Source organism: Aeromonas sp. s13, assembly GCF_040907905.1.
In the GTDB taxonomy this organism is placed as follows: Bacteria; Pseudomonadota; Gammaproteobacteria; order Enterobacterales; family Aeromonadaceae; genus Aeromonas; species Aeromonas veronii.
The window spans coordinates 1-21,136 of the sequence record NZ_JBFOCS010000073.1 but is presented as its reverse complement, the minus strand read 5'-3'; the positions used below and the strand labels follow the sequence as shown (position 1 = coordinate 21,136).

The following is a 21,136-nucleotide window of genomic DNA, read 5'->3' as shown; positions in this document are numbered from 1 at the left end:
CAAGAGAGCAAGAGGCGAGCCAACTCCCCCGGAAAAAAAGTGACTGACAGGGAGTCAGGATCCTGAGGGTTCCATTCCCTCACCTTTGGTTGGGACATTTTGTCCACCACAGGAAACCAAAATGTCCCGATCATCGGTGTGGGTTTGAGAATGGTTATCAGCCAGCTCGTCGGCGGCAGGTTCGCTGGCAACCGCCCCCGGTTCGGCGGATCCGCTGGCCGGATTGGCCGATTCGCTCTCCGGGGCGATCACCTGATCCACCAGCCAGTTGCGCAGCCCGGCGGTCAGGGCCGCAGGCAGCAATTCGGGCTGGCTGAAATCCTGGGTGTAGTCGTCGAGTCCATCCGGCTTGTGGCTGCGAAACATGGCACGCAGCGCCTCCCTGTCGGGGAGTTTGGCCTTGCCCGGCTGGGCTGTTGTTAGCGGCGGTTCGCCACTCTCGGCCCCCTCAACGGCAAGGGGGGCACAGCTACCCTTGTCAGTGCTGACTACGGGGCTATCCAGCGATGTATCTGGAGTTTCAGCTTCGCTGCTGCCTTCGATAGGGGCGGCAACTGCCTCGGGGATAACCTCTTCCCGTGGCTGCAATGCCTGATGCTTGCGCGCCTCACTCTTGCGAGACGACCAGCGCTTAAGGAACTCACTCATGGGCGCGATTTCCGCTGTCACAGCCACGCTCGCGGCCATCGGGGCCGGTGGCTTTAACGGCGCCACAGCTGGCTTGATCCTGGCTATCGACACCCAGCTGATCCTGCGCCCGCCCCTTGCCCTTTTTGCCCTTGCGACGGGCCTCCAGCAGCTCGCCGTGACGACCGATAAAGGCCTCCACCCAGGCTTGCAGCGCTTCGGGCAGCGGGCAGGAGAGCACCTGCCGCTCGCCATCCATATAGGCGGCGGCCACGGTCTGGCTCAGGGTCAGGCCGTCGGCCACAAAGCCACTGTCCACGCGGCTTCCGGTGACAAACAGGCGGGGCGAGCCAGAGCTCAGGTTAAAGCGATAATCCCCCCGCTCATCGCGAAACAGGGTAAGGGGCAGCGCGCCGGCAGCTTCGGGTTCGGCGGGATGGAGCGCCGCTATCTCGAAACGGCGGCTCTGCCAGCGGCCAACCTGGCTGTCGATGGCCTTTAACTCCAGTTGCAGCCAGCGCTGCGGGGGCAAGGTATTGGTTGTCTCTTGCACTGTCACGGCTCCCATCAGAAGGTCTCTGCCGGGCCGCCCTCCCCCATGATCCACCCCGTTCGGGGCGGATCATGGCAGGAGATTCATGGCAGCCACGGCCATCAATGGGATAAGACATAGCAAGAGTGGGGCCAAGGCAGGTTTGGTAGTTGATGGAGGCATTGCTGCGGGTTGGCGCGTTGTGCGGGATATGGATCGGCGCGGGCGTAGGTTGGTGCAGAGCGCAGCGAAGCCCAACATGCGGCGTCAAACCAATCCTCAAGAGCCTAACCAGAAGGGCTCGCAATAATCGAATAACACCGGACTATCCGATTATTGCTTTTGAAATATTCTGTGGTAAACGTTGGGCTTCACTTCGTTCAGCACCAACGCCCAACATGCGAGATAGCATATATTTTATTAGTTTGTTTCGCCGAGCTTTCCCAATACATAATTGACGAAAGCGCTGCATGCAACAAGCATAAATTTTGCATCACTGTAACTTATTGTACTTTCCTCTAGCAAAGCATGCCTTATTCCATCAGAATCACTGGTATATCCGTATAGACTTGAAAGTGCTCTCTTGAAAGCAGGATGTAAATTATGTTTATTTTCTATTGTATTTAATGCAGCCCCCAGAGTAGCTTTAGGATCACCAGACACAGCCATACAAATTGATTCCACGGCACTAATTGATTCTTTTACTGAGTTTCTGAAATCTGGCGATTTACGATCAGACAAATATTCGACTGCTGTTTGTAAGTGTTTATTGGCCCCAGTGTACTTTGTTGTAGTATTTATCGCTAAATCAACACTCTCCAGCTCCTCAGCATTTGTTATATCAGTAAGCTGTTCACCAACAAAGCGATAGCCAGATAATTCCTTTTCTAAAATATGGTTACAGAAAATAATAAAGTTTTTTGAGAAATTACCAGGACAATTCTGAGCTGTGAATTCAATAAAGTCATATACTTCATACCATTCACATTCGAAAAAGTATTTTCTTATTTCACCATGAGCATCGGTGAAATAACCAGGGAGATTATCTAAAGGATATTTAAAGTAATCATGCCAATAAAGCTGAAATAATCCATACAAATTAGCCTTATTTAAGGTTCTATTGTAGTGGTTATACTGAAGTTTTTCCCATATGTGTAGGTGCATTGCATTCCATAATCCATACCTTAATGCATCATCCATACTATCCTTTTGAATTGTGTCACGAATAACTGTCAGCCCTTTACGCCTTGAAAATAACATACGCCCCCCAGAACCGATTACTAATCTTAAACATCAAATAATGTCATTATGCTATAAATCCTTAGCATTTTGTCCAGATAATTTTCCCTATTACTTGTTGTAACTATCGATTTTACATTGAGATGAGCTCAATATATTCATGTGTATTTCTATTCAAGCAATATTCTGGAACAAAACTTGCTGTATCCCTCCCCTTAGATCCCGGCAACCGGTCGCGAGGGGCCCATGACACCGACCTTTATCAAAAGCAATGCTGCCGCCCAGCTCACCATGGCCGTCGAGGTGATGGATGAGCAGGGCACAATGAACACCCGCCAAATCGCCTGTGAGCGGCCACTGACGGTCTACCTCAACTGGAAGGAGATCGTAACCCTGATGACGCTGGGGGCGCGCCCCGAGGCACTGGTGCTGGGTTATCTGAAAAATCAGGGCTTTATCGAGGATATTGCAGCCATCGAGTCGGTGATCGTCGACTGGGAGAGCGAGGCCGCCGCCGTGGTGAGCAGCCAGCAGGCCGACGATCTCGACAAGGCGCTGGAGAAGAAGACGGTCACCTCCGGCTGCGGTCAGGGCACCATGTATGGCAGCGTGATGGAGAAGCTCGAAGGGGTCGTGCTAGCGGCGCCCGAGCTTAAACAGAGTACTCTCTACGCCCTGCTCAAGGCGCTGTCAGCCCATAACGAAACCTACAAGATGGCCGGTGCCGTCCATGGCTGCGCCATCTGTCGCGGCAGTGAAATCCTCTCCTTTGTCGAGGATGTGGGGCGCCACAATGCGGTGGATACTCTGGCGGGCGAGCTCTGGATGCGCGGCGAGAGTGGCCACGACAAGATCTTCTACACCACAGGGCGGCTCACCTCTGAGATGGTGATCAAAGTGGCGCAGATGGGCATTCCTGTGCTGCTGTCGCGCTCCGGCGTCACCCAGATGGGGCTAGATCTGGCCCGTCAGCTCGGCATCACCATGATTGCCCGCGCCAAGGGGCGCCATTTCGAGGTATTTAGCGGCCACAACCATATGGTGCTGGACGAGAAGCCGCCGGTGCTGGCGCCCGGTTCAGCCGGTCGCGGGATGCGGGACTAAGCCATGAACGAGTTTATGAACGTCAAGCAGGTGGCGGAATACCTCGATCTCAACGAGAAGAAGGTCTACCAGCTCGCCAACGAGGCGCGCATCCCCGCCACCAAGGCGACCGGCAAGTGGCTGTTTCCCCGCTCCCTGCTCGACCGCTGGCTGCTCGGCAGTTGCCACGAGGGGGTGATGAACGACCGGCTGCTGCTGGCAGGCTCGGACGATGTGCTGCTGCACTACGCCAGCAGCCGCTTGGCCCAGCAGCTCGGCACCCAGGCACTGGTGGGCTACACCCCGTGCGGCACCCGACAGGGGCTGGCGATGCTGGCGCGCGGCCATGTGGATCTCTGCGCCATCCACTGGGGGCAGGCCGAGGAGGCGCACCTGCGCCACCCGGCGCTGGTGCAGCAGTATCAGGGCCACCGGCAATGGGTGATCGTTCATGGATTCAGGCGGGTGCAGGGGCTGGTACTGCGGCAGGGGTTGCAACCCAAAGAGGCAAAAGAGGCGCTCGACTGGCGCTGGGCCATGCGTCAGGAGGGGGCCGGCAGCCAGCGCGCTCTGCAAGAGTGGCTGCAAACGCAAGGAGAGTCGCTGACCCGGCTGGAGCGCACCCTCGAGGTCAACAGCGAGCGGGAGCTGGCCGCCGCCATCAGCCGTGGCGATGCCGACGTCGGGCCCGGCGCCCAGAGCACCGCCACCGAGTTTGGCCTCGGCTTTATGCCCTTGTCGCAGGAGTGCTTCGATCTGGTGATGCCGCAGGGGGTCTTCTTTCGCACCCTGCTGCAACAGCTGATCGGCTGGCTGCAATCCCCCGAGGGGCGCGAGCTGGCGGCCCGCCTCGGCGGCTATGACCTGACCCAGAGCGGCAAGCTGGTGTGGAGCCCGCAGTAAATAACCACTCACCTACAGACAAAACAGCCCGCCAACCATGTTGACGGGCTGTTTTTATCACGGGCCTTTTTTATAACAGCATCAATCGCTTGTCTCACGCCCCTCGGCATTGAGCGCAATGCGCCACCCTTCCAGTTTCGCGGGCTCGCTGCCGCTGGGCAGCAGGGCGTGGCTGCGCAGCCGCACGGTAAAGCAGCTCCCCTGCCCCGGGGTGGAATCCACCAAGAGCTCCCCACCCCAGCGGCTGATGATGCGGTGGCTCAGGGCCAGCCCCAGACCGGTGCCGGTAGCGCGGGTGGTGAAGAAGGGGTCGAAGATCTTGTCGATAATGGCCGCCTCAATGCCGCTGCCGTTGTCGATCACCCGCACCTCGGCCCCGCGCAGCTGACCCAGTTCATCGACCCAGTCGCGGCTCTCGACCCGGATCTCCCCCTGCTCCCCCAGCGCGTGGCTGGCGTTGACCAGGAGGTTTATCAGCACCTGCAACAGCTGCTGGCGATCCGCCTCGATGGGCTGCTGGGCCCTGAGATCGGCCACCAGCTCCACCTGCTGCTGGCGCAGGGCGGAGCGCACCAGCGTCAGGCTCTCCTCAATGATGGGGTTGAGGTGCTGCCACACAGGCTCTGTCTCGTAGTCGCCAGGGCGAGAGTATTGCAGCAAGCTGCGGGTGATGGCACGAATGCGCTCGATCTGGGCCAGCACCAGCGCCAGCTCCTCGCTGACCGGCTCGGCCGCCTCCCCCAGCTCCAGCTTCATCAGCTCCACATTGCCGAGGATCACCGCCAGCGGGTTGTTGATCTCGTGGGCCACACCGGCCGAAAGCTCGCCAAGGGCCGCCAGCTTCTCGCTGATCAGCAGCTGCTGGCGCGCCTCGGTCAGCATATGGATATGATCTTCCAGCTCGGCAGTCTTGAGCTCGAGGCTTTGGGTGCGCTCGGCCACCTTCTGCTCCAGCTCATCGGCGCTGCGGGCCATCTGCTGCTGATGCGCCTCCTGCCTGTCCAGCATGGCGTCGAACTGGCGACCGAGCTGGGCCAGCTCGTGGTCGGGGTCGAGGGCCAGCGGGCCGATGCGAGCCGACTCCCCGGCCTGCACCTGCCGCACCACCTTGTGCATCCGCTCGATAGGGGAGAAGAGATCCCGCGCGCCGCGATAGACCAGCAGGCCGGAGAGCAGCAACAGCAGCACTACGCCGGAGCCCAGCTCCACCAGATTGGTGAGGTAGGTACGGATAATGGGCCACTCGAGAAAACCGACATAGAGCATGCCGAGCCGCTCGCCCCTTGCTCCCAGCAGCGGCTCGTAGCCCGAGACATACCAGGCGTCGTGAACGAAGGCGCGGTCAACCCACATCTCCCCCCGCCCCAGCACCTGTTCGCGCACTGGCGGCGAGACCCGGGTGCCCACCGCTCGGCCCACCTGACGGCTGCTGCTGACCGGTACGTTGGTGCTCACCCGCAGATCATCGAGAAACAGGGTGACGGTGCCGACGCTGCCATCCGGCAGGGTGTTTTTGGCAAACACCTGCCCCTTGAGCTCATCCACCAGCCGGGTGCTGCCGTTGACAAGCTCACCCCCCTCCAGCACGGCCCAAAGGGAGCCGTCGCGGCCCATCACAGGGGTCAGCGAGAGGCTGATCAGCCCCCTGTTCTCCACCACCCTGGTGCCATCCCGCTGCCACAGCACGGCCCGCTTGGCCAGTTGCGGGGAGAGGGCGAGCATCTCCTGCTGCGACCAGACCACGAAGTGGCTGACGCTGCGTCCAGCCGTGAGGGCGGCTCGCTCCTGCGCCGTCAGCTGATCCAGCTCGGGGCCACGGCGCAAGCGCAGAAAATCGAGACCATAGTTGGCCGCCAGCGGCATCACCCAGTCATGCAGCTGATCCGGCGATTCCCGCAGCCGCAGCTGAAAGGCCCAGGCATCGCGCAGATGCTCCAGATGCTCGGTCTGGCGCTGCTGCTGCACCGTGATGGCGTGGTGGGCCACCCCGAGATCGCTGCGCACCGTGGTGAGCAGGTTCTGCCAGCTGTAGGTGAGGGTCCAGTAGAGGGTGAGCGCTATCATGCCCACCAGGGTGAGCATGATGGGTACCGAGGTGAGCAGCAGCAGGCGCCAGCGCACTTTGGTGCGCACGCAACGGGGCAACAGGGCGCGCATGCAGCGGGAGAGCAGGGTCAGTTTCATCGCCACCCCATCCAGTCAGCCTTCCTCATTCGATGGCCCACTCCTTGAATTTGCGATCCAGCGTCTTGCGCGCCACCCCGAGCACCCGGGAGGCGGCAGACTTGTTGCCATCATGGCTCGCCACCACCTGCAGGATGTGGGCTTTTTCCACCTCGGCCAGCGGCCACGCCAGCGGATAACCCTCCTCGCTCGCCCCCTGTTCGGCGGGCTTGCTGCTCTGCCAGTAATCCGCCGGGGGCTTGCCCAGCAGCAGGCAGCGCTCGATAAGGTTGCGCAGCTCCCGCACGTTGCCGGGCCAGGGGTAGGCTTGCATCGCCACCACATCCTCGTGGGTCCAGCTCAAGGAGCCCATCCCCATCTCGGCGGTGAGCTGACGGGTAAAGTGGTGTACCAGTGCGGGGATGTCGTCGATCCGCTCCCGCAGCGGGGCGACCGGCAGCGCCACCACGTTGAGGCGATAGAAGAGATCTTCGCGAAAGCGGCCCGCCTCCACCTCGGCCTTGAGGTTGCGGTTGGTGGCAGCGACGATGCGCACATCCACCGCCAATTCACGCTCGGCCCCCACCGGGCGGATGGCCTTCTGCTCCAGCGCCCGCAGCAACGAGGCCTGCATGGCGAGCGGCATTTCGCCGATCTCGTCCAAAAAGAGCGTGCCCTGATGGGCGACCCGGAACAGGCCGTCGCGCCCCTTGCGGGCGCCGGTAAAGGCCCCCTGTACGTGGCCAAACAGCTCGCTTTCCAGCAGCTCCGGCGCAATGGAGGCGCAGTTGAGGGGCACAAAGGCCCCCATACGGCCGGAGAGTTGATGCAGGGCGCGAGCCACCAGCTCCTTGCCGGTGCCGGACTCCCCCTCCACCAGTACGGCGGCGTTGGAGGGGGCTACTCTGGCGATGAGCGTCTTGAGCTCGCGGGTCTTGGCACTGTCGCCAATCAGGGTGGGCGGGAACAGCTTGCTCACCTCCCGGCGCAGCAGCAGGTTCTCCCGTTCCATCTGGCGGCGCTCGATGACTCTGTCCACCGCCTGCACCATCTGATCGAGGTTGAAGGGCTTGAGGATAAAGTCGCTGGCGCCGAGGCGCAGCGCCTTGAGGGCGGTCTCCATATCGCCAAAACCGGTCATGAAGATGATGTCGCTGCGGCGAGTGGCCGGGTCTATGGCCTCGTGCCACTCGATGCCGGAGCGCCCAGGTAGCCGGATGTCGGCGATGATAAGGTCAAAGTGAAGGCGGCAGCGCAGGGCTTCCGCCTCCTCCACGCTGGCGGCAGTCTCAATCTGGGCAAAACGCTTGGCCAGCGCCTTGGCCAGAAAGCTGCGCATGCCGGGCTCATCGTCAACGATAAGCAGGGAGAGGGCAGACCAGCGGCTGGGAGGGAGTGTCATGGAAAAAAGTACCTCGGATGCACGTACGGTCGGTGAATGTCCCGGTAACCGGAACCTTAGTGGGACATTTTGTCCTTACCGTATCAAAAGCACCAACACCAATTATTAAAAGCGATAACAAGCTCACCTAATTGATTCTAATAAGCTTCTGTTTTTAAACGGCAAACCGTGAATACAGCGGCAAAGGAACAGTTTGGCACCCTGCTTGCTTACTCTTGCCCTCTCCTCAGCCACCCTGAAAAAGTTGCATCACGATGACGATAAAAACCAGCCTCAAACGTTTTGCCCTCTCCCTCGCCACCAGCCTGCTGATCGCCGGTGCGGCCCACGCCGAAGCGGATACTAATGCCACAAAAGCGCCGATCCGCCTCGCCACCACCACCAGCACCGAGCAGTCCGGTCTGCTGGGCTGGTTGCTGCCTCAGTTCACCAAGGAGACCGGTTATCCGGTGCAGGTGATGGCGGCCGGTACCGGCCAGAGCCTGAAGATGGGCGAGAACGGCGACGCGGATCTGGTGATGACCCACGCACCGTCTGCCGAGAAGAAGTTCGTTGATGCGGGCTTTGGCATCGAGCCGGTGCACCTGATGTACAACGACTTCGTCATCGTCGGCCCGGCCAAAGACCCGGCGGGTCTGGCCAAGCTGCATGACGCGGCCAAAGCGCTGCAAGCCATCAAGGATAAGGGCCAGATCTTTATCTCCCGCGGTGACGAGTCCGGCACCCACATCAAGGAGAAGACACTGTGGCAGGCCGCTGACGTCAAACCCGAGTTTGCCGGTTACAAATCCATCGGCCAGGGGATGGGCCCCACCCTGACCATGGCCTCGGAGCTGGGTGCCTACACCCTGACCGACCGCGGCACCTGGCTCGCCTACCAGAGCAAGCTGGATCTCGCCGTACTGCTGGAGGGTGACAAGCGCCTGTTCAACCCCTATCAGGTGATCCTGGTCAACCCCAAGCGCTACCCGGATCTCAACACCGAAGGGGCCCGCACCCTGAAGAACTGGCTGATCTCCGAGCATGGCCAGAAGCTGATCGGCGACTTCAAGGTGGCGGGTCAGGCGCTGTTTGTAGCGGATGCCAACGGGAAATAATGGCAACCCTGACCCCTGCGATGACCTTGCTGACCCTCCCCCGGTTCGCTGAGGGAGGCGCCTGATGCCGACCCTGCTCGACACGACCTTATTGACGGCCCTCGCCCTGCACGATGAGAGAGAGGCGTCATGCCGACCTTGATCGATACCACGCTGGCGGCCCTCGCCCTGCTGTTCAGTGGTGACACCGAACTGTGGCAGGTGGTGGGGGTCTCCTTCTCCGTCTCCTGCATCGCTCTGCTGCTGGTGCTGCTGCCCGCTTTGCTGCTGGGCTTTGCCCTGGCCTATCTGCCGCTGCCCGGCCGCTGGCTCTGGCTCTCCTGCATTAACACCCTGCAATCGGTGCCGACCGTGGTGATTGGCCTCTTGCTCTATATGCTGCTGTCGCGGGCCGGCCCCTTTGGCGACTGGAAGCTGCTCTTTACCCAGCAGGCGATGGTGGTGGGGCAGATGCTGATCGCCTTTCCGGTGATCGCCACCATGGCTCACGCGGCATTTGTCCAGAGCGATCGGCGCGCCTGGGAGACCGCCCTGACCCTGGGGGTCTCCTGGCCCAAGGCGCTGATCGGCCTGATGCACGAGTGCCGCTTTGGCCTGCTGGCCGCCATCATCGGCGCCTTTAGCCGCATCGTCACCGAGGTGGGCTGCTCCATGATGGTGGGGGGCAATATCCTGCACTTTACCCGCAATATCCCCACCGCCATCGCGCTGGAGACCCAGAAAGGGGCCTTCACCCAGGGGGTAGCGCTCGGCATAGTGCTGCTCACCCTCGCCCTCTTGCTCAACCTGCTGCTGACGGCGTGTCGCGGCCACAGCTATCTGAAGAACTGACCATGCCCCCACTGTGCATCAACAGGAGTACCCCATGGCCCTGACCGCCCACCAGCTGACGATGCGCTTTGGCGAACGCCAGCTGTTCGAGATTGACCGGCTCGCCATCGCACCGGGGGATGCCATCTGGCTGCATGGAGCCAACGGGGTGGGCAAGACCACCTTGCTCAAAATCCTGGCAGGGCTGCTGCCCCCCACCCGCGGCCACACCAATCTGCCGGGGCGCTGGCAACAGCGGCTCAACCGGCTGCTCAAGCGGGATCTGGGGCCGGGCCGGGTCACCTATCTGCACCAGACCCCCTATCTGTTCGATCGCACAGTGCACGACAACGTCGCTTGGGCGCTCGATAAACAACTCGGCAGCGAGATCCGGGTGTTCGAGGCGCTGCGCCGGGTCGAGCTGGAGGGGTTGGCGCGGGAGCACATCAGCATTTTGTCCGGTGGCGAACGGCAACGGCTGGCAATGGCCCGCGCCTGGGCGCTGCAACCCGCTTTTCTGCTGATGGATGAGCCCACCGCCAATCTCGACACACATTCGGTTGCCCTGATGGCCGCATTGGCGCAAGATCTGCGGGAACATGGCAGCGGCCTGGTCGTCATCAGCCACCAGAGCAACGCCCTGACCGACCTGTGCGAGCGGCAATGGACCCTCGCCCGTGGCCAGCTGCAAGAGACAACCCCTTTAAAAATCATCGAGCGACATGACTTCAAAAAGCGACAGCAACTCTGATCCCGTTGCCGTATCAGCTGTGATCCTGGCAGGAGGCCGCGCCACCCGGATGGGGGGCGAAGACAAGGGATGGGTAGCACTGGCGGGACGCCCTCTTATCGACCATGTTTTGGCGCGCCTGCGCCCCCAGGTAGATGAGGTGCTGATCAACGCCAACCGCAGTCAGGCCCGCTATCAGGCGCTGGCCCCGGTCATCTGCGATGACAACAACGACTATCTCGGCCCGCTGGCGGGCATGCAGGCAGGTCTTGCTGCAGCCCGTCACGACTGGGTGCTGTTTGTCCCCTGCGATGGCCCCGCCTTGCCGCTGGATCTGATGAGCCGCTTTCGCGCTGCCCTGACCCCGGATACCGAGCTGGTAGTTGCCCACGATGGCGACTGGCTGCAACCCGTGGTCGCCCTGCTGCACAAATCTCTGCTCCCCTCCCTCACCGCCGCGCTGACAGAGGGTGAGCGCAAAATCGATATCTGGTTTGCCCGCCACAATATGGCGGTGGTGAGCTTTGCCGATCAGCCGGATGCCTTTATCAATCTCAATAGCCCTGCCGAGCTGGCCGCCTACGAGGCCCGTCTGCTTGCCCCGGCTATCGACCCCCAACAAGGAGTCACCTCATGACCCCGGCCCCCACTCTTCCCCTGCTCGGCTTCGCCGCTTGGAGCGGCACCGGCAAGACCACCTTGCTGGAGCAGTTGATCCCCCTGCTGGTGGATCGCGGCCTGCGCATCGGGGTGCTCAAGCACGCCCATCACGACTTTGATATCGACCAGCCGGGCAAGGACAGCTACCGCCTGCGCAAGGCGGGCGCCCGACAGATGATGGTCGCCTCCCGCCGCCGTCATGCTCGCATCATTGAAACCGAGCTGGCCGAAGCCGACTTTCGCCAGCTGCTAGCCAGCTTCGATCAGACAGAGCTCGATCTGCTCTTGGTCGAGGGGTTCAAGCACGAACACTTCCCGAAAATCGAGCTGCACCGCGCCGAAATTGGCAAGCCGCTGCTCTTCCCCGAAGACAGCGACATCATCGCGCTGGCCAGCGATCAGCCCGCAGAGACCACCCTACCGCAACTCGATATCAACAACCTTGAAGCTATCGCCGACTTCGTCTGTAGCTGGCTTGACGGCTGTCAGACTCGCGAGCAGGAGGCAGGCAAGGGCTTTTTGTCGGTCGAAGCGGCCCGCAACGCCATTCTGGCGGCCCTCACCCCAAGCACCGCCTGCAGCGACAAACCGCTGGCCCAGTGCCACGGCGCCGTGCTGGCCGCCGATCTGATAAGCCCCATCAATGTGCCCCCCCACGCCAACTCGGCGATGGACGGCATTGGCCTTCGTAGCGACGATCTCGCCACCGGTCGCTGGCAGCTGGTGGGGGAAGTGCTGGCGGGCCAGCAGCGCCACGAACCTGTGCTGGCTGGTCAGGCGGTGCAGATCATGACCGGCGCCCCGCTGCCCCCCGGTGTGGATACCGTGGTGATGCGGGAAGAGACGCTGATTGAAGGGGAGTGGGTCACGGTCACCTCACCGATCCGCGCAGGGCAGAATGTGCGCCTCGCCGGGGAAGATCTCGCCAAAGGTGCGGTCGCCATCCCGGCCGGTACCTGGCTTGGCGCCCCCCAGCAGGGGCTGGCGGCATCACTCGGTCAAGCCAGTCTCACTGTGCGCACCCCGCTGAAAGTGGCGCTGTTCAGTACCGGTGACGAGGTGCAGGCGCCGGGCGAGCAGCTCGCCCCCGGCCATATCTTCGACAGCAATCGCTTCACCCTGATGGCCCTTATCCGCGCCGCCGGTTGCGAGGTGATGGACCTTGGCATCATTCCCGATGACAAGACCATCCTGCGCCAGCAGCTGGAGCAGGCCGCCGCCAGCGCCGATCTGGTGTTGAGCTCGGGTGGGGTCTCGGTAGGCAACGCCGACTTTATCAAGCTGGTGCTGGCAGAACTCGGCCAGATCGATTTCTGGCGCATCCAGATGCGCCCGGGCCGCCCGCTCGCCTTTGGCAAGCTGGGGCAGACCCCCTTCTTCGGCCTGCCGGGCAATCCGGTGGCGGCGATGATCTGCGTACTGCAATTTGTCGAGCCGGCCATCGCCCGCCTACAGGGCAAGCGGTGGCAGCCGCTGCGCCTCTCGGCACTGGCAGACGAGAAGATGAAGAGCCGCCCGGGGCGCACCGAATTTCTGCGCGGCATCTTCCATCAGGACCGCAACGGCCAGCTGCGGGTGCGCACCACAGGGCCACAGGGCTCGGGTATTCTGAGCTCCATGGCCGATGCCAACTGCCTAATCGAAATCGTACCGGACCAACCCGGGATCGCCATTGGCGAGCGAGTCTGGATCCATCCCCTGCAGGGACGACTGGCCTAAATCCCGACGGGGCGTCGGCAGGATGCACGGCGCCCCGTCACCCACCTGACAGGAGGCAGACCGTGCGTCTTGATGCCCCCCTCTCCCGACTCGATCTGCTGGTCTATGGCCGCTACCGGCTCGTCCATGGCCTGCGCATTGCGCTCGCCTTTATGCTTACCTTTCTGCTGACCCGCGAGCTGAAACTGCCGGAGAGCACCTGGCCGCTGATCACCCTGGTAGTGGTGATGGGCCCCATCTCGTTTTGGGGCAATGTGCTCTCCCGCGCCCTGCAGCGGGTGGTGGGCACCATCTTCGGCGCCAGTTGCGGGGTGGTGGCGCTCTATCTCGAGATCTACTCCCTGCCACTCACCCTGCTCTGGTGCGGATGCATCATGTTCCTCTGCGGCTATCTGGCCCTCGGCAAGCGCCCCTATGTGGGGCTGCTGATCGGCATCACCCTCGGCGTCACCATGGGGGCTCAGCCGGGTGATATCCATACCGCCCTCTGGCGCAGCGGCGACGTGGTGCTGGGCTCCCTGCTGGCGCTGCTCTTTTGCAGCATCTATCCCCAGCGGGCCTATAGCCACTGGCGGCTGCAACTGCACCAGATCCTGCAGCAGTCGGGGCGGCTCTATCACACTCACCTCTCCCCCAATGTGCTGGAGCGCCCGCGCCTCAAGCACAACCTCTCCCAACTGCTGGCCCAGACCGGCAAACTGCGGGCCCTGCTGGCCCCGGCGGCCAAGGAGACTCGCCACAGCGTCGCCCTGTTTGATGCGGTGCAGGTCACCATGCGCAACACCCTCTGCACCCTAGAGATGCTGGCCAACACCTACTGGAACGATCGTGAGAGCCACTTCCTGATGCAGAGCACCCGCGAACTGCACGCCTGCCATCAAGCCACCGAGGAGGCGATCAACCAGCTTGCCCTGATGATGCAAACCGGTGACGGGCACGGCGCGGATGCCGCCATCGCCCGCCTGCACGAGGTGGCGACCCAGGTATCGCTCCCGCCCAATACCGAGGCGGCCATCAATGGCTACCTCTGGCTCAACGTCCAGCTAACAGAACAGCTCACCCACCTGCGCCGCCTGCTGGGGTTGATCCTCACCCCGCCCCATCGCAAGCAGCCGGACTAGACCCAATGCAAAACGCCCCGCAGTGGCGGGGCGTTTTGCTGACTGACTGGCCGTTTGGGCCATGAAGGCAGCAAATCTTAACTGGCATTGGCCAGCGGCTGCTCGGTGGTGAGGTAGAGGGAGAAATCCTGAATACCCGCTTGCAGGGCGGCAAAACAGTCAGGGTCTATTGCGGTGCCCAGATTCTCCGCCATCATCTCCAGCGCCTGTGGCACAGGGATAGCGCCGCGATAGGGGCGCTTGGCGGTGATGGCATCGAAGATGTCGGCTGTGGTGATGATGCGCGTCTCAAGGGTAATCTCGTTCCCCTTCAGCCCCTTGGGGTAGCCCTTGCCATCGAGCCGCTCATGGTGGGCGCCCGCCACTTGTGCCAGCTCCTCGAAGGCGCCGATGCGGCTCAGGATCTCCTCGGTGTAGGCGGCATGCATCTGCACCGCCGCCCACTCCTGTGCATCGAGTTTGCCCGGCTTGTCGAGAATGGCGTTGCTCACCCCGAGCTTGCCCACATCATGGAGCAGAGCGCCACGCTTGAGCCAGCGTCGACGCGGCTCGGACAACCCCATCTGGGTGGCAAGAATGTCGGTATAGAGCGCAACCCTGCCGCTGTGACCCGCGGTGTAGGGACTTTTGGAGTCCACCACCTGCCCGAAGGCCGCCGCGATTTCGTCCAGATAATCTTCATCCAGCGCTACCTCCCCTTGCCCGGCCGGGTGGACCAGCACCCACTCGGTCAGTCGGGGATCGGCCAGTCCTTGCCAGAACTCTTCGTCGGCCAGCGCTTCAAATTCCCGAACCAGTGCCGGATCAAACCAGCTGCCGCTGCGCTCGCGCAGCTCCTTGAGCGCCGCATCCGGGCCTGCGGCTGCGTGAAACACATCCACCACCTGACAGAGCAGGGCAATGCGCGAGAAGAGCGGGATCGCCTCGCCAGCCAGTTGCAGGGGCCGACCTTTGCCATTCCAGTGTTCATCAAGGGAGAGGATGCCATCGGCTACCTCGTCACTGAAACGCAGCTGGCGAGCAATATCCGCCCCCCGATGACAGCGGGTCTGGATCAGTTCGTTGGCAATCTGGTCACCGTTGCGAAAGATATGAAACAGGCTGCGAAAACGTCCCAGCAGATCCGCCTGCAAGCCGGTGTGGCCCAGCACAAAGTTGACTACCTCGGAGAGGGAGCCATCCACCAGTTTGAAATCGCGTTTGAAGTGAAGATCGTCGGTGAGATAGAGCTCGCAGATACGGGCAGCATTGCTGCTGCACCCAAGATCCTTAAGCAGGAGCGTGTAGTAGAGATCATGGCGCAGCCGGGCATCCAGTCCCAGCCGCTCCCCCAGACGGGAACCTATCCAGCAGCAGCGAATGCAGTGTCCTCTTGGTTGCCCCTCAGTCATATCGAGCGCATGACTGAGAGAACCAATCAACTCCGCCAATCGCAATCCATTCACCGTCATAGTCTACTCCCTTAGACATCATGGCGATTTTGCCAGCAGATTAGGTATACCCCATCTGAAGCTGGATCGATCTGGATTCAGTTGAATTTAGGCAGCAGCCTTCCCCTGATTCGCCCGCTCTTCCAGCTCTGCGCGGCTCAGGGTAGATACAAAGCGGCCATCGAAGTAGATATCCATCAGCTCGCCACGCTTCTCGCCACGCATCATGCTGCGGCGGCCATCCAGATAGTGCACCTCCATCTGGGCGGTATGCTCGTCCGGGTAGCTGATCTCCACCTCGCGCACCCCTTGTGGCAGCATGGCCAACGGCACCGTCTTGAGGGCCGGATCCAGATGCTGGTTCACCTTGATCACCGGATTGGCTTTCATGTCCACCACAGCCGGAGATTTGCCGGTGATGGGGTTCTTGCCAGACCAGAACTCGATGGTATTGAAGACGAACAGGTCAGCGGTCGCGGCCAGACCGTAGACAGGGGAGAGCAGCATAAAGACCCCGGCACGAGCGTAGCGGTTATCCACCACGCTCAGGTTGCCCTTGGTGACCATGCCGGAAAGCCCCATCTGCCCCATACAGCCGCCCAGACCCATGCTCGCGACCATAACCAGCAGGGCCATTGCCCGCCCCTTCTGTTGTAATGCCATCGTGTTCTGTTCCTGCTCTGAAATAAATGAGGCGGCAAGCCTAATCAAGGGGCCAGAAGAGGACAATTCACAATGGCGGGACGATACAGGAGGGGTTCAGATTGGGGCACTGACTGCTCAAATATGAGTCAATGCCCCGGCATGACAGGAAGTCAGGGGGTTCAGATGGCCAGATCAGAGACGGTGCTGGAGACGTTGTTCGCCTCCCGGCGGATATCGCTCATCACCTCGTTCACCTCACCCACCTGCTGTTTACCCAGCTCGGCGCTGCTGGCAACGTCAGACATCTCGGAGGTGACCTTGGCGGTCAGCTCCCGGTTGTTCTGTACCACCTTGGCAATCTCGTCGGTAGAGAGAGACGTGCGGGCCGCCAGCTGGCGAACCTCGTCGGCCACCACCGCAAACCCACGACCCTGATCCCCCGCCCGCGCCGCCTCAATGGCTGCGTTAAGGGCCAGCAGATTGGTCTGGTCGGCGATGCTGCTGATGGTGGAGACGATCGCCTCGATACTGCGCGACTGCTCGTTGAGCTGATTGATAAGACCGATGCTGTGAGTCAACTGGCTGGCAATCAGGCTGGAGGTATCGACCACCGAGGAGAGCAGACCCGCGCCACGCTCGGCGCAGTTCAGGGTCTCCCGCGCCGCATCGTGGGCCAACATGGCCGCTTCCCGCACCGCATCGCTCTTGTTGATCCGCTCGGTGATGTCGCTAGCGAACTTGATCACCTTCACCACCTTGCGATGCTCATCAAGGATCGGGTTGTAGGTCGCCTCCAGCCACACCTTGCTACCGTGACTGTTCTGACGACAGAAGAGACCGGACTTGAACTGACCACGGCCCAGCTCATCCCAGAAGTGAGGCTGGTCTCGATAGAACTGATCGTCGCAGAAGATACGGTGATGCTTGCCCTGCACCTGAGCCAGAGTATAGCCCATGGTATGGAGGAAATTGCCATTGGCAGCAATCACCTCCCCGCCGGGGGTGAACTCGATGACCGCCAGCGACCGATCCAGCGCCGTCACCACCGCCTGCTGGCTGAGCAGTTGCAGGTGGTGCTCGGTAATATCGGCCGCGATCTTGATCACCTTGGTCACCACGCCCCGCAACTTGACCGGAAAATAGGTCGCTTCCAGCCAGATCGCCTCGCCCCGTTTGTTGAAGCGCTGGAACACCCCGGTACGGGAGCGCCCCTGCTTCAGGTCCGCCCAAAACTGCTGATAGTCGCTGCTCTGGGCATAGAGCTTGTCGCAAAAGATACGGTGATGCTGGCCGATAACCTCGGGCGCACTGAAGCCCACCACGTTGAGAAAGAGATCATTGGCGGCCAGCACAGTGCCATCCGGCGTAAAGGTGATGGTCGCCACGCTGCCGTGCACTGCGTCAAAAAATCCCTGCTGTTCCAGAAGTTGATCCTGGCACTGCTGCAACTCGGCTTTCAGTTTGCTATTGAACATCGAAACGTATCCTCCAGACTGGCACCCACCATAGCCAAACCACGCAGTGGATCAATAAGATAATGGTGGCGTGCTCCATCAGCATAGTTGGCGGCGTTGCCGCGATCCCATCTGACGCCATATTTATTGCTGTAAATCAAATTCACCGACCAAACGCCACTCATGCAGAGCTGAAACCCTTATTCCACCGCCGGTTGCCACTCCAGATAGGCCGGATTGGCGACAAAGCCGATCCGCTCATAGAGAGGGCGCCCCTGCTCGCTGGCATGGAGCCACACCTTGCCCAGCTGACGCGATCTGGCGAAGGCCGTTATGGCATCGAGCAGCGCCGTGGCGATCCCCTGCTGGCGCCATTGTGGCCGCGTATACATGTTGAGCAGGTACCCCTCCACTCCCGCCAGATTGCCGGGATAGGGCGGCCGTTCAAATAATGCCAGCGTCCCTGCCGCCACGATCTGTTTGCCGCCCTCCTGCGTATCGGCCTCAGCCAGCCAGGATAAAGCACTCTCTTCACTCATCGCCCGGGTAAAGTAGTCAAGGGTGGCCTGCCACAAGGCCGGGTCTGCCTGCGGCGTCACCAGCTCACCGACCTCACAAAACAGCTCCATGCGCAGCGCCACCATTGCGGGAATATCTGCGGCCCTTGCCTGACGAATAATCATTGGCTGCTCCTTTTCTCTCATGGGAAATTTCGCCGGCCGTCATTATGACAAAGAGCGCCTTGTGGCGCTCTTTGTCATTGGGGAAATCACTGATAAATCAATGGCTGCGACGTGTCAGCCAGTGATCCAGGCTCAGCACACCGCCGCCCCAGATGATCAGGGTCAGCAGCATCCAGCCCCACAGCTGGTGATCGTAAAAGCCACCCGCCCAGAGGGTCGGGTAGGAGATCACCGCCATGATATTGAAGCCAAACAGCAGCAAGGCGGCCGGGCGAGTAAAAAGCCCCGCCAGCAGGAAGAGCGGCAGCAGCAGCTCGGTCGCCGTACCCAGATAAGCAGCCCACAACCAGGGCAGCAGAGGCACCTGATACTCGGATTCAAACAGATAGAGGGTGGAATCCCACGCCGTCAGCTTGAGCCAGCCTGAAGTGATAAAAACCGAGGCGACCCACAGCCGCGCCAGCAACAGCACACCAGCGCTGCTCCAGCGCGGCAAATCACCACTTGAGCTGGCCAGCGCCAGCCATTTGTTTGCCATCATGGCATTACCTCCATATCCACCAGCAGACCAAGGGTTATCAGGCGAGTGAGATGTTCACTGGCCGCAGGGTCGGCCGCCAGCAGATCGACCAGCGCCGTACCAGCGAGACAACCCTGTAGCAGCGCCCACTCACCCGCCGTCAGGGGCAAGGGCGCAACCCGGCAATCTGGCTGTTTCTTCAATGCCAACCAGACGGGGGCATCAAGCACCTCCACCGCTTCACCACAGTGCAGCGCCATCTGCCAAAGGGCCAGCACCGGATAATCGCTGGCAACCAGCAGCAGATCCGTAGCTGGCAAGAGTCGCAGCCGCTCCCATTGTTGCGGCGATAATGCGGCCAGACGCTCGGCTGGCCAGCAGCGTGATTCCAGCGGCAGCAGACTGGCACGCTCAAGCAGCCATTCGAACTGAGCCAGCTCCTCCAGCCAGGGCAGTCCAGTTGTAGTCGGCAAGCGGGCCAACCATTGGCCAAATCCGGCGCCATAGTGCATGACGCTCCCTTCCCTGAGCGGCTCGGCCAATACGAAGCCACGGGCCGCCGCTGCAAAAAAGTCCTCCCCGACCATAGCCTTGACGGCGGGATAACTGCTCGCCAGCACCTCGCCAAGGCTCAGGATGAAGTGGTTGCGATAGACCTGCAGCACAGACTCGGCAGAAAAGAGCCGGGAGCTGATGTGAGGGGAAATGGCGTCAGGCGCCCCCAGCAGACCATCGGCAAAGTGCTGTTGCAGCTGTGCCAGTTCAGCCATGGGCCACCTCCCGTGGTGCACTCATGGCACGCGCCTCATCCAGAATGGCACAGGCCTGCGCCGCCTCTGCCAGCAAGACCGGCAGCGGCGGGATCTCGAGGTCCCACTCAATCAGGGTCGGAATGGCCTGCTTGCGGCAGATCTGGCGATAGAGTTCCCAGACCGGCTCCACCACAGGGGCGCTGTGGGTATCGATATAGAGGGAGCCTTCCGGCAGCTGCTTCTCGGTATAACCGGCCAGATGGATCTCCCCGACGGTGGCGAGATCGATCGCCGCCAGATACTCATCGCAAGAGAAACCGTAGTTAAAGGCACTGACATAGAGATTGTTGAGATCGAGCAGGATGCCGCACTCGCTGCGCTGCTGCAGCTCGGCCAGAAATTCCCACTCGCTCATCTCCCCGGCCAGTTGCAGATAGGAGGAGGGATTTTCAATCAACATGCGGCAACCCAGGGTCTGTTGTACCTGCTGGATCTTGTCGCTCATGTTGCGCAGAGAGGCGCGGGTATAGGGCACCGGTAGCAGATCGTTGAAATAACGCCCGCCAATGCAGCCCCAGCTGAGATGTTCGGAGATCCGTACCGGTTTGATCGCCGCGGCCAGTGTCGACAACTGCTGCAGATGGTGCGGATCGAGCGGGTCGGCAGAACCGAGGGACATGCCAACGCCGTGAAGACTGACGGGGTAGTGCTGCGCCAGTTCGGCGAGCACCTGAAAACCGTGACTGTGCCGTTCGAAGTAATTTTCACTGTGCACCTCCAGCCAACCGACTGCCGGCAGGGTTTGCCGGATCTCATCGTAATGGGGAGTGCGTAATCCGATACCAATCAAAGGGTTCATCGCAAGACTCGCTTTCGCCAATCAGAGAAGATGCAGGGGGCGACCCATTGGCCATCCCCTGCCCGATGTCTCTTACTTGGGTTGCAGCGAACCGCCGACCAGCTTCTCGCACAGCCCTTTGGGCATCACCACAAAGGCATCACCCTGAGCATCTTCCTTGGCGGTACCGGCGCAGGAGCTGCTCTTGGTCGCACAGTCATTCTTGCTGGCCTTGACCACGCCGTAGCACTTCTCCTTTTCATCGGCAGCCATGGCTGGCGCCGCGATAAATTGGGCGCCCAGCGCCAGCAGACCGGTCATGGCGGAGGCGATAGCAGTGCTTTTTTTAACATTCATGTTCATGTTCCTTTTGATGTCGTTGGATGTTGCTGATATCCCCGATTTGTCGCAACCGGGTACCTGCAATAGAACCGGCAAACGGGATATTCCCTTTCAAAAAAAACACAAAAAGAGTTAAAAAACCCAAAGGAAAACACTCAACCAATTGATTTTAAACAGCTATTTCATCATTGAAAATTTCTCGACGACCACCCATTAATGAACGAGAAAAGTGCCATATGGTGCTTTAACCCCGTTAATCTTCTTCACTGCTTCCATCAAAAGAGATGCGTCATGTCTAGTCCTGAAATAGGTTTACACATTTTCAACTAGCATTTCTCTACTCAGAACCCCCTATGTACTGCATCGGGGGTTCTGTATTTCAACGC

At 60.8% G+C, this 21,136-nt stretch carries 21 protein-coding genes; 8 read left to right on the top strand and 13 right to left on the bottom strand.

The genetic code is table 11. The features are described from left to right. Positions 1-54: 54 nt before the first annotated feature. The 3 genes from AB5Y82_RS15400 to AB5Y82_RS15390 form a co-directional block, all read right to left on the bottom strand. Entirely contained in the window at positions 55-648 is a 594-nt protein-coding gene (locus AB5Y82_RS15400; protein WP_201902570.1) for a DUF3306 domain-containing protein, read from the bottom strand. Further along, positions 641-1,195, bottom strand: a complete 555-nt coding sequence (locus AB5Y82_RS15395; RefSeq protein WP_201902569.1) for a DUF3305 domain-containing protein — start codon at positions 1,193-1,195, stop codon at positions 641-643. Before AB5Y82_RS15395 ends, AB5Y82_RS15400 begins: the two co-directional genes overlap by 8 nt. A gap of 384 nt (positions 1,196-1,579) precedes the next feature. Then, positions 1,580-2,419: an AbiJ-NTD4 domain-containing protein gene (locus AB5Y82_RS15390; RefSeq protein WP_368174188.1), complete on the bottom strand. Its 840-nt coding sequence runs from the start codon at positions 2,417-2,419 to the stop codon at positions 1,580-1,582. Between the two features lie 225 nt (positions 2,420-2,644). Between AB5Y82_RS15390 and AB5Y82_RS15385 the strand changes: the two genes are divergently transcribed. Then, a complete protein-coding gene (locus tag AB5Y82_RS15385; protein ID WP_201902565.1) occupies positions 2,645-3,502 on the top strand; it encodes a formate dehydrogenase accessory sulfurtransferase FdhD in 858 nt (285 codons plus the stop codon). Positions 3,503-3,517: 15 nt separating this feature from the next. Further along, positions 3,518-4,384, top strand: a complete 867-nt coding sequence (locus AB5Y82_RS15380) for a helix-turn-helix transcriptional regulator (RefSeq protein ID WP_013723539.1) — start codon at positions 3,518-3,520, stop codon at positions 4,382-4,384. Positions 4,385-4,465: 81 nt separating this feature from the next. Here the strand turns inward: AB5Y82_RS15380 and AB5Y82_RS15375 are convergent, their stop codons facing one another. Then, the gene (locus tag AB5Y82_RS15375) at positions 4,466-6,568 is read right to left on the bottom strand and encodes a HAMP domain-containing sensor histidine kinase (protein ID WP_201902564.1); all 2,103 of its coding nucleotides are present in this window, start codon (positions 6,566-6,568) and stop codon (positions 4,466-4,468) included. Between the two features lie 25 nt (positions 6,569-6,593). Next, the gene (locus tag AB5Y82_RS15370) at positions 6,594-7,949 is read right to left on the bottom strand and encodes a sigma-54 dependent transcriptional regulator (RefSeq protein WP_058055711.1); all 1,356 of its coding nucleotides are present in this window, start codon (positions 7,947-7,949) and stop codon (positions 6,594-6,596) included. A 254-nt stretch (positions 7,950-8,203) separates the two neighbouring features. Here AB5Y82_RS15370 and AB5Y82_RS15365 point away from each other — a divergent pair, with 254 nt between their 5' ends. The 6 genes from AB5Y82_RS15365 (at position 8,204) to AB5Y82_RS15340 (ending at position 14,086) form a co-directional block, all read left to right on the top strand. After that, entirely contained in the window at positions 8,204-9,046 is an 843-nt protein-coding gene (locus AB5Y82_RS15365; protein WP_368174187.1) for a substrate-binding domain-containing protein, read from the top strand. A 129-nt stretch (positions 9,047-9,175) separates the two neighbouring features. Next, positions 9,176-9,877 (top strand): ABC transporter permease, encoded by a 702-nt coding sequence (locus AB5Y82_RS15360; protein WP_019446238.1) that lies wholly within the window; start codon positions 9,176-9,178, stop codon positions 9,875-9,877. A gap of 34 nt (positions 9,878-9,911) precedes the next feature. Further along, positions 9,912-10,607: an energy-coupling factor ABC transporter ATP-binding protein gene (locus AB5Y82_RS15355; RefSeq protein ID WP_323951025.1), complete on the top strand. Its 696-nt coding sequence runs from the start codon at positions 9,912-9,914 to the stop codon at positions 10,605-10,607. Continuing rightward, positions 10,579-11,223 (top strand): molybdenum cofactor guanylyltransferase MobA, encoded by a 645-nt coding sequence (mobA, locus tag AB5Y82_RS15350; protein WP_323951023.1) that lies wholly within the window; start codon positions 10,579-10,581, stop codon positions 11,221-11,223. Before AB5Y82_RS15355 ends, mobA begins: the two co-directional genes overlap by 29 nt. After that, positions 11,220-12,965, top strand: coding sequence for a bifunctional molybdopterin-guanine dinucleotide biosynthesis adaptor protein MobB/molybdopterin molybdotransferase MoeA (locus AB5Y82_RS15345; RefSeq protein WP_368174186.1), 1,746 nt, complete (start codon positions 11,220-11,222; stop codon positions 12,963-12,965). The genes mobA and AB5Y82_RS15345 overlap by 4 nt, the downstream gene beginning before the upstream one ends. Positions 12,966-13,027: 62 nt before the next feature. Then, positions 13,028-14,086 (top strand): FUSC family protein, encoded by a 1,059-nt coding sequence (locus tag AB5Y82_RS15340; protein WP_368174185.1) that lies wholly within the window; start codon positions 13,028-13,030, stop codon positions 14,084-14,086. A 77-nt stretch (positions 14,087-14,163) separates the two neighbouring features. On the opposite strand, the gene AB5Y82_RS15335 is transcribed toward AB5Y82_RS15340, so the two are convergent. The 8 genes from AB5Y82_RS15335 to AB5Y82_RS15300 all read right to left on the bottom strand — a co-directional run bounded on the left by AB5Y82_RS15335 (position 14,164) and on the right by AB5Y82_RS15300 (position 20,765). After that, positions 14,164-15,537 (bottom strand): HD-GYP domain-containing protein, encoded by a 1,374-nt coding sequence (locus tag AB5Y82_RS15335; RefSeq protein WP_005334839.1) that lies wholly within the window; start codon positions 15,535-15,537, stop codon positions 14,164-14,166. 87 nt (positions 15,538-15,624) lie between these two features. Next, positions 15,625-16,179, bottom strand: coding sequence for a DUF3332 domain-containing protein (locus tag AB5Y82_RS15330; RefSeq protein ID WP_047439970.1), 555 nt, complete (start codon positions 16,177-16,179; stop codon positions 15,625-15,627). A gap of 161 nt (positions 16,180-16,340) precedes the next feature. Next, positions 16,341-17,636, bottom strand: a complete 1,296-nt coding sequence (locus AB5Y82_RS15325; RefSeq protein ID WP_058055704.1) for a PAS domain-containing methyl-accepting chemotaxis protein — start codon at positions 17,634-17,636, stop codon at positions 16,341-16,343. A gap of 179 nt (positions 17,637-17,815) precedes the next feature. Next, positions 17,816-18,298: a GNAT family N-acetyltransferase gene (locus AB5Y82_RS15320; protein WP_201902561.1), complete on the bottom strand. Its 483-nt coding sequence runs from the start codon at positions 18,296-18,298 to the stop codon at positions 17,816-17,818. A gap of 97 nt (positions 18,299-18,395) precedes the next feature. After that, positions 18,396-18,839 (bottom strand): DoxX family protein, encoded by a 444-nt coding sequence (locus tag AB5Y82_RS15315; protein ID WP_201902560.1) that lies wholly within the window; start codon positions 18,837-18,839, stop codon positions 18,396-18,398. Beyond that, positions 18,836-19,588 carry a putative DNA-binding domain-containing protein gene (locus AB5Y82_RS15310; RefSeq protein ID WP_368174184.1) on the bottom strand — a complete coding sequence of 251 codons (753 nt, stop codon included), beginning with the start codon at positions 19,586-19,588 and terminating at the stop codon, positions 18,836-18,838. The genes AB5Y82_RS15315 and AB5Y82_RS15310 overlap by 4 nt, the downstream gene beginning before the upstream one ends. After that, a complete protein-coding gene (locus AB5Y82_RS15305) occupies positions 19,581-20,429 on the bottom strand; it encodes a DUF692 domain-containing protein (protein WP_111900518.1) in 849 nt (282 codons plus the stop codon). The genes AB5Y82_RS15310 and AB5Y82_RS15305 overlap by 8 nt, the downstream gene beginning before the upstream one ends. Before the next feature lie 72 nt (positions 20,430-20,501). Beyond that, positions 20,502-20,765: a DUF2282 domain-containing protein gene (locus tag AB5Y82_RS15300; RefSeq protein WP_005334862.1), complete on the bottom strand. Its 264-nt coding sequence runs from the start codon at positions 20,763-20,765 to the stop codon at positions 20,502-20,504. Positions 20,766-21,136 lie beyond the last annotated feature (371 nt).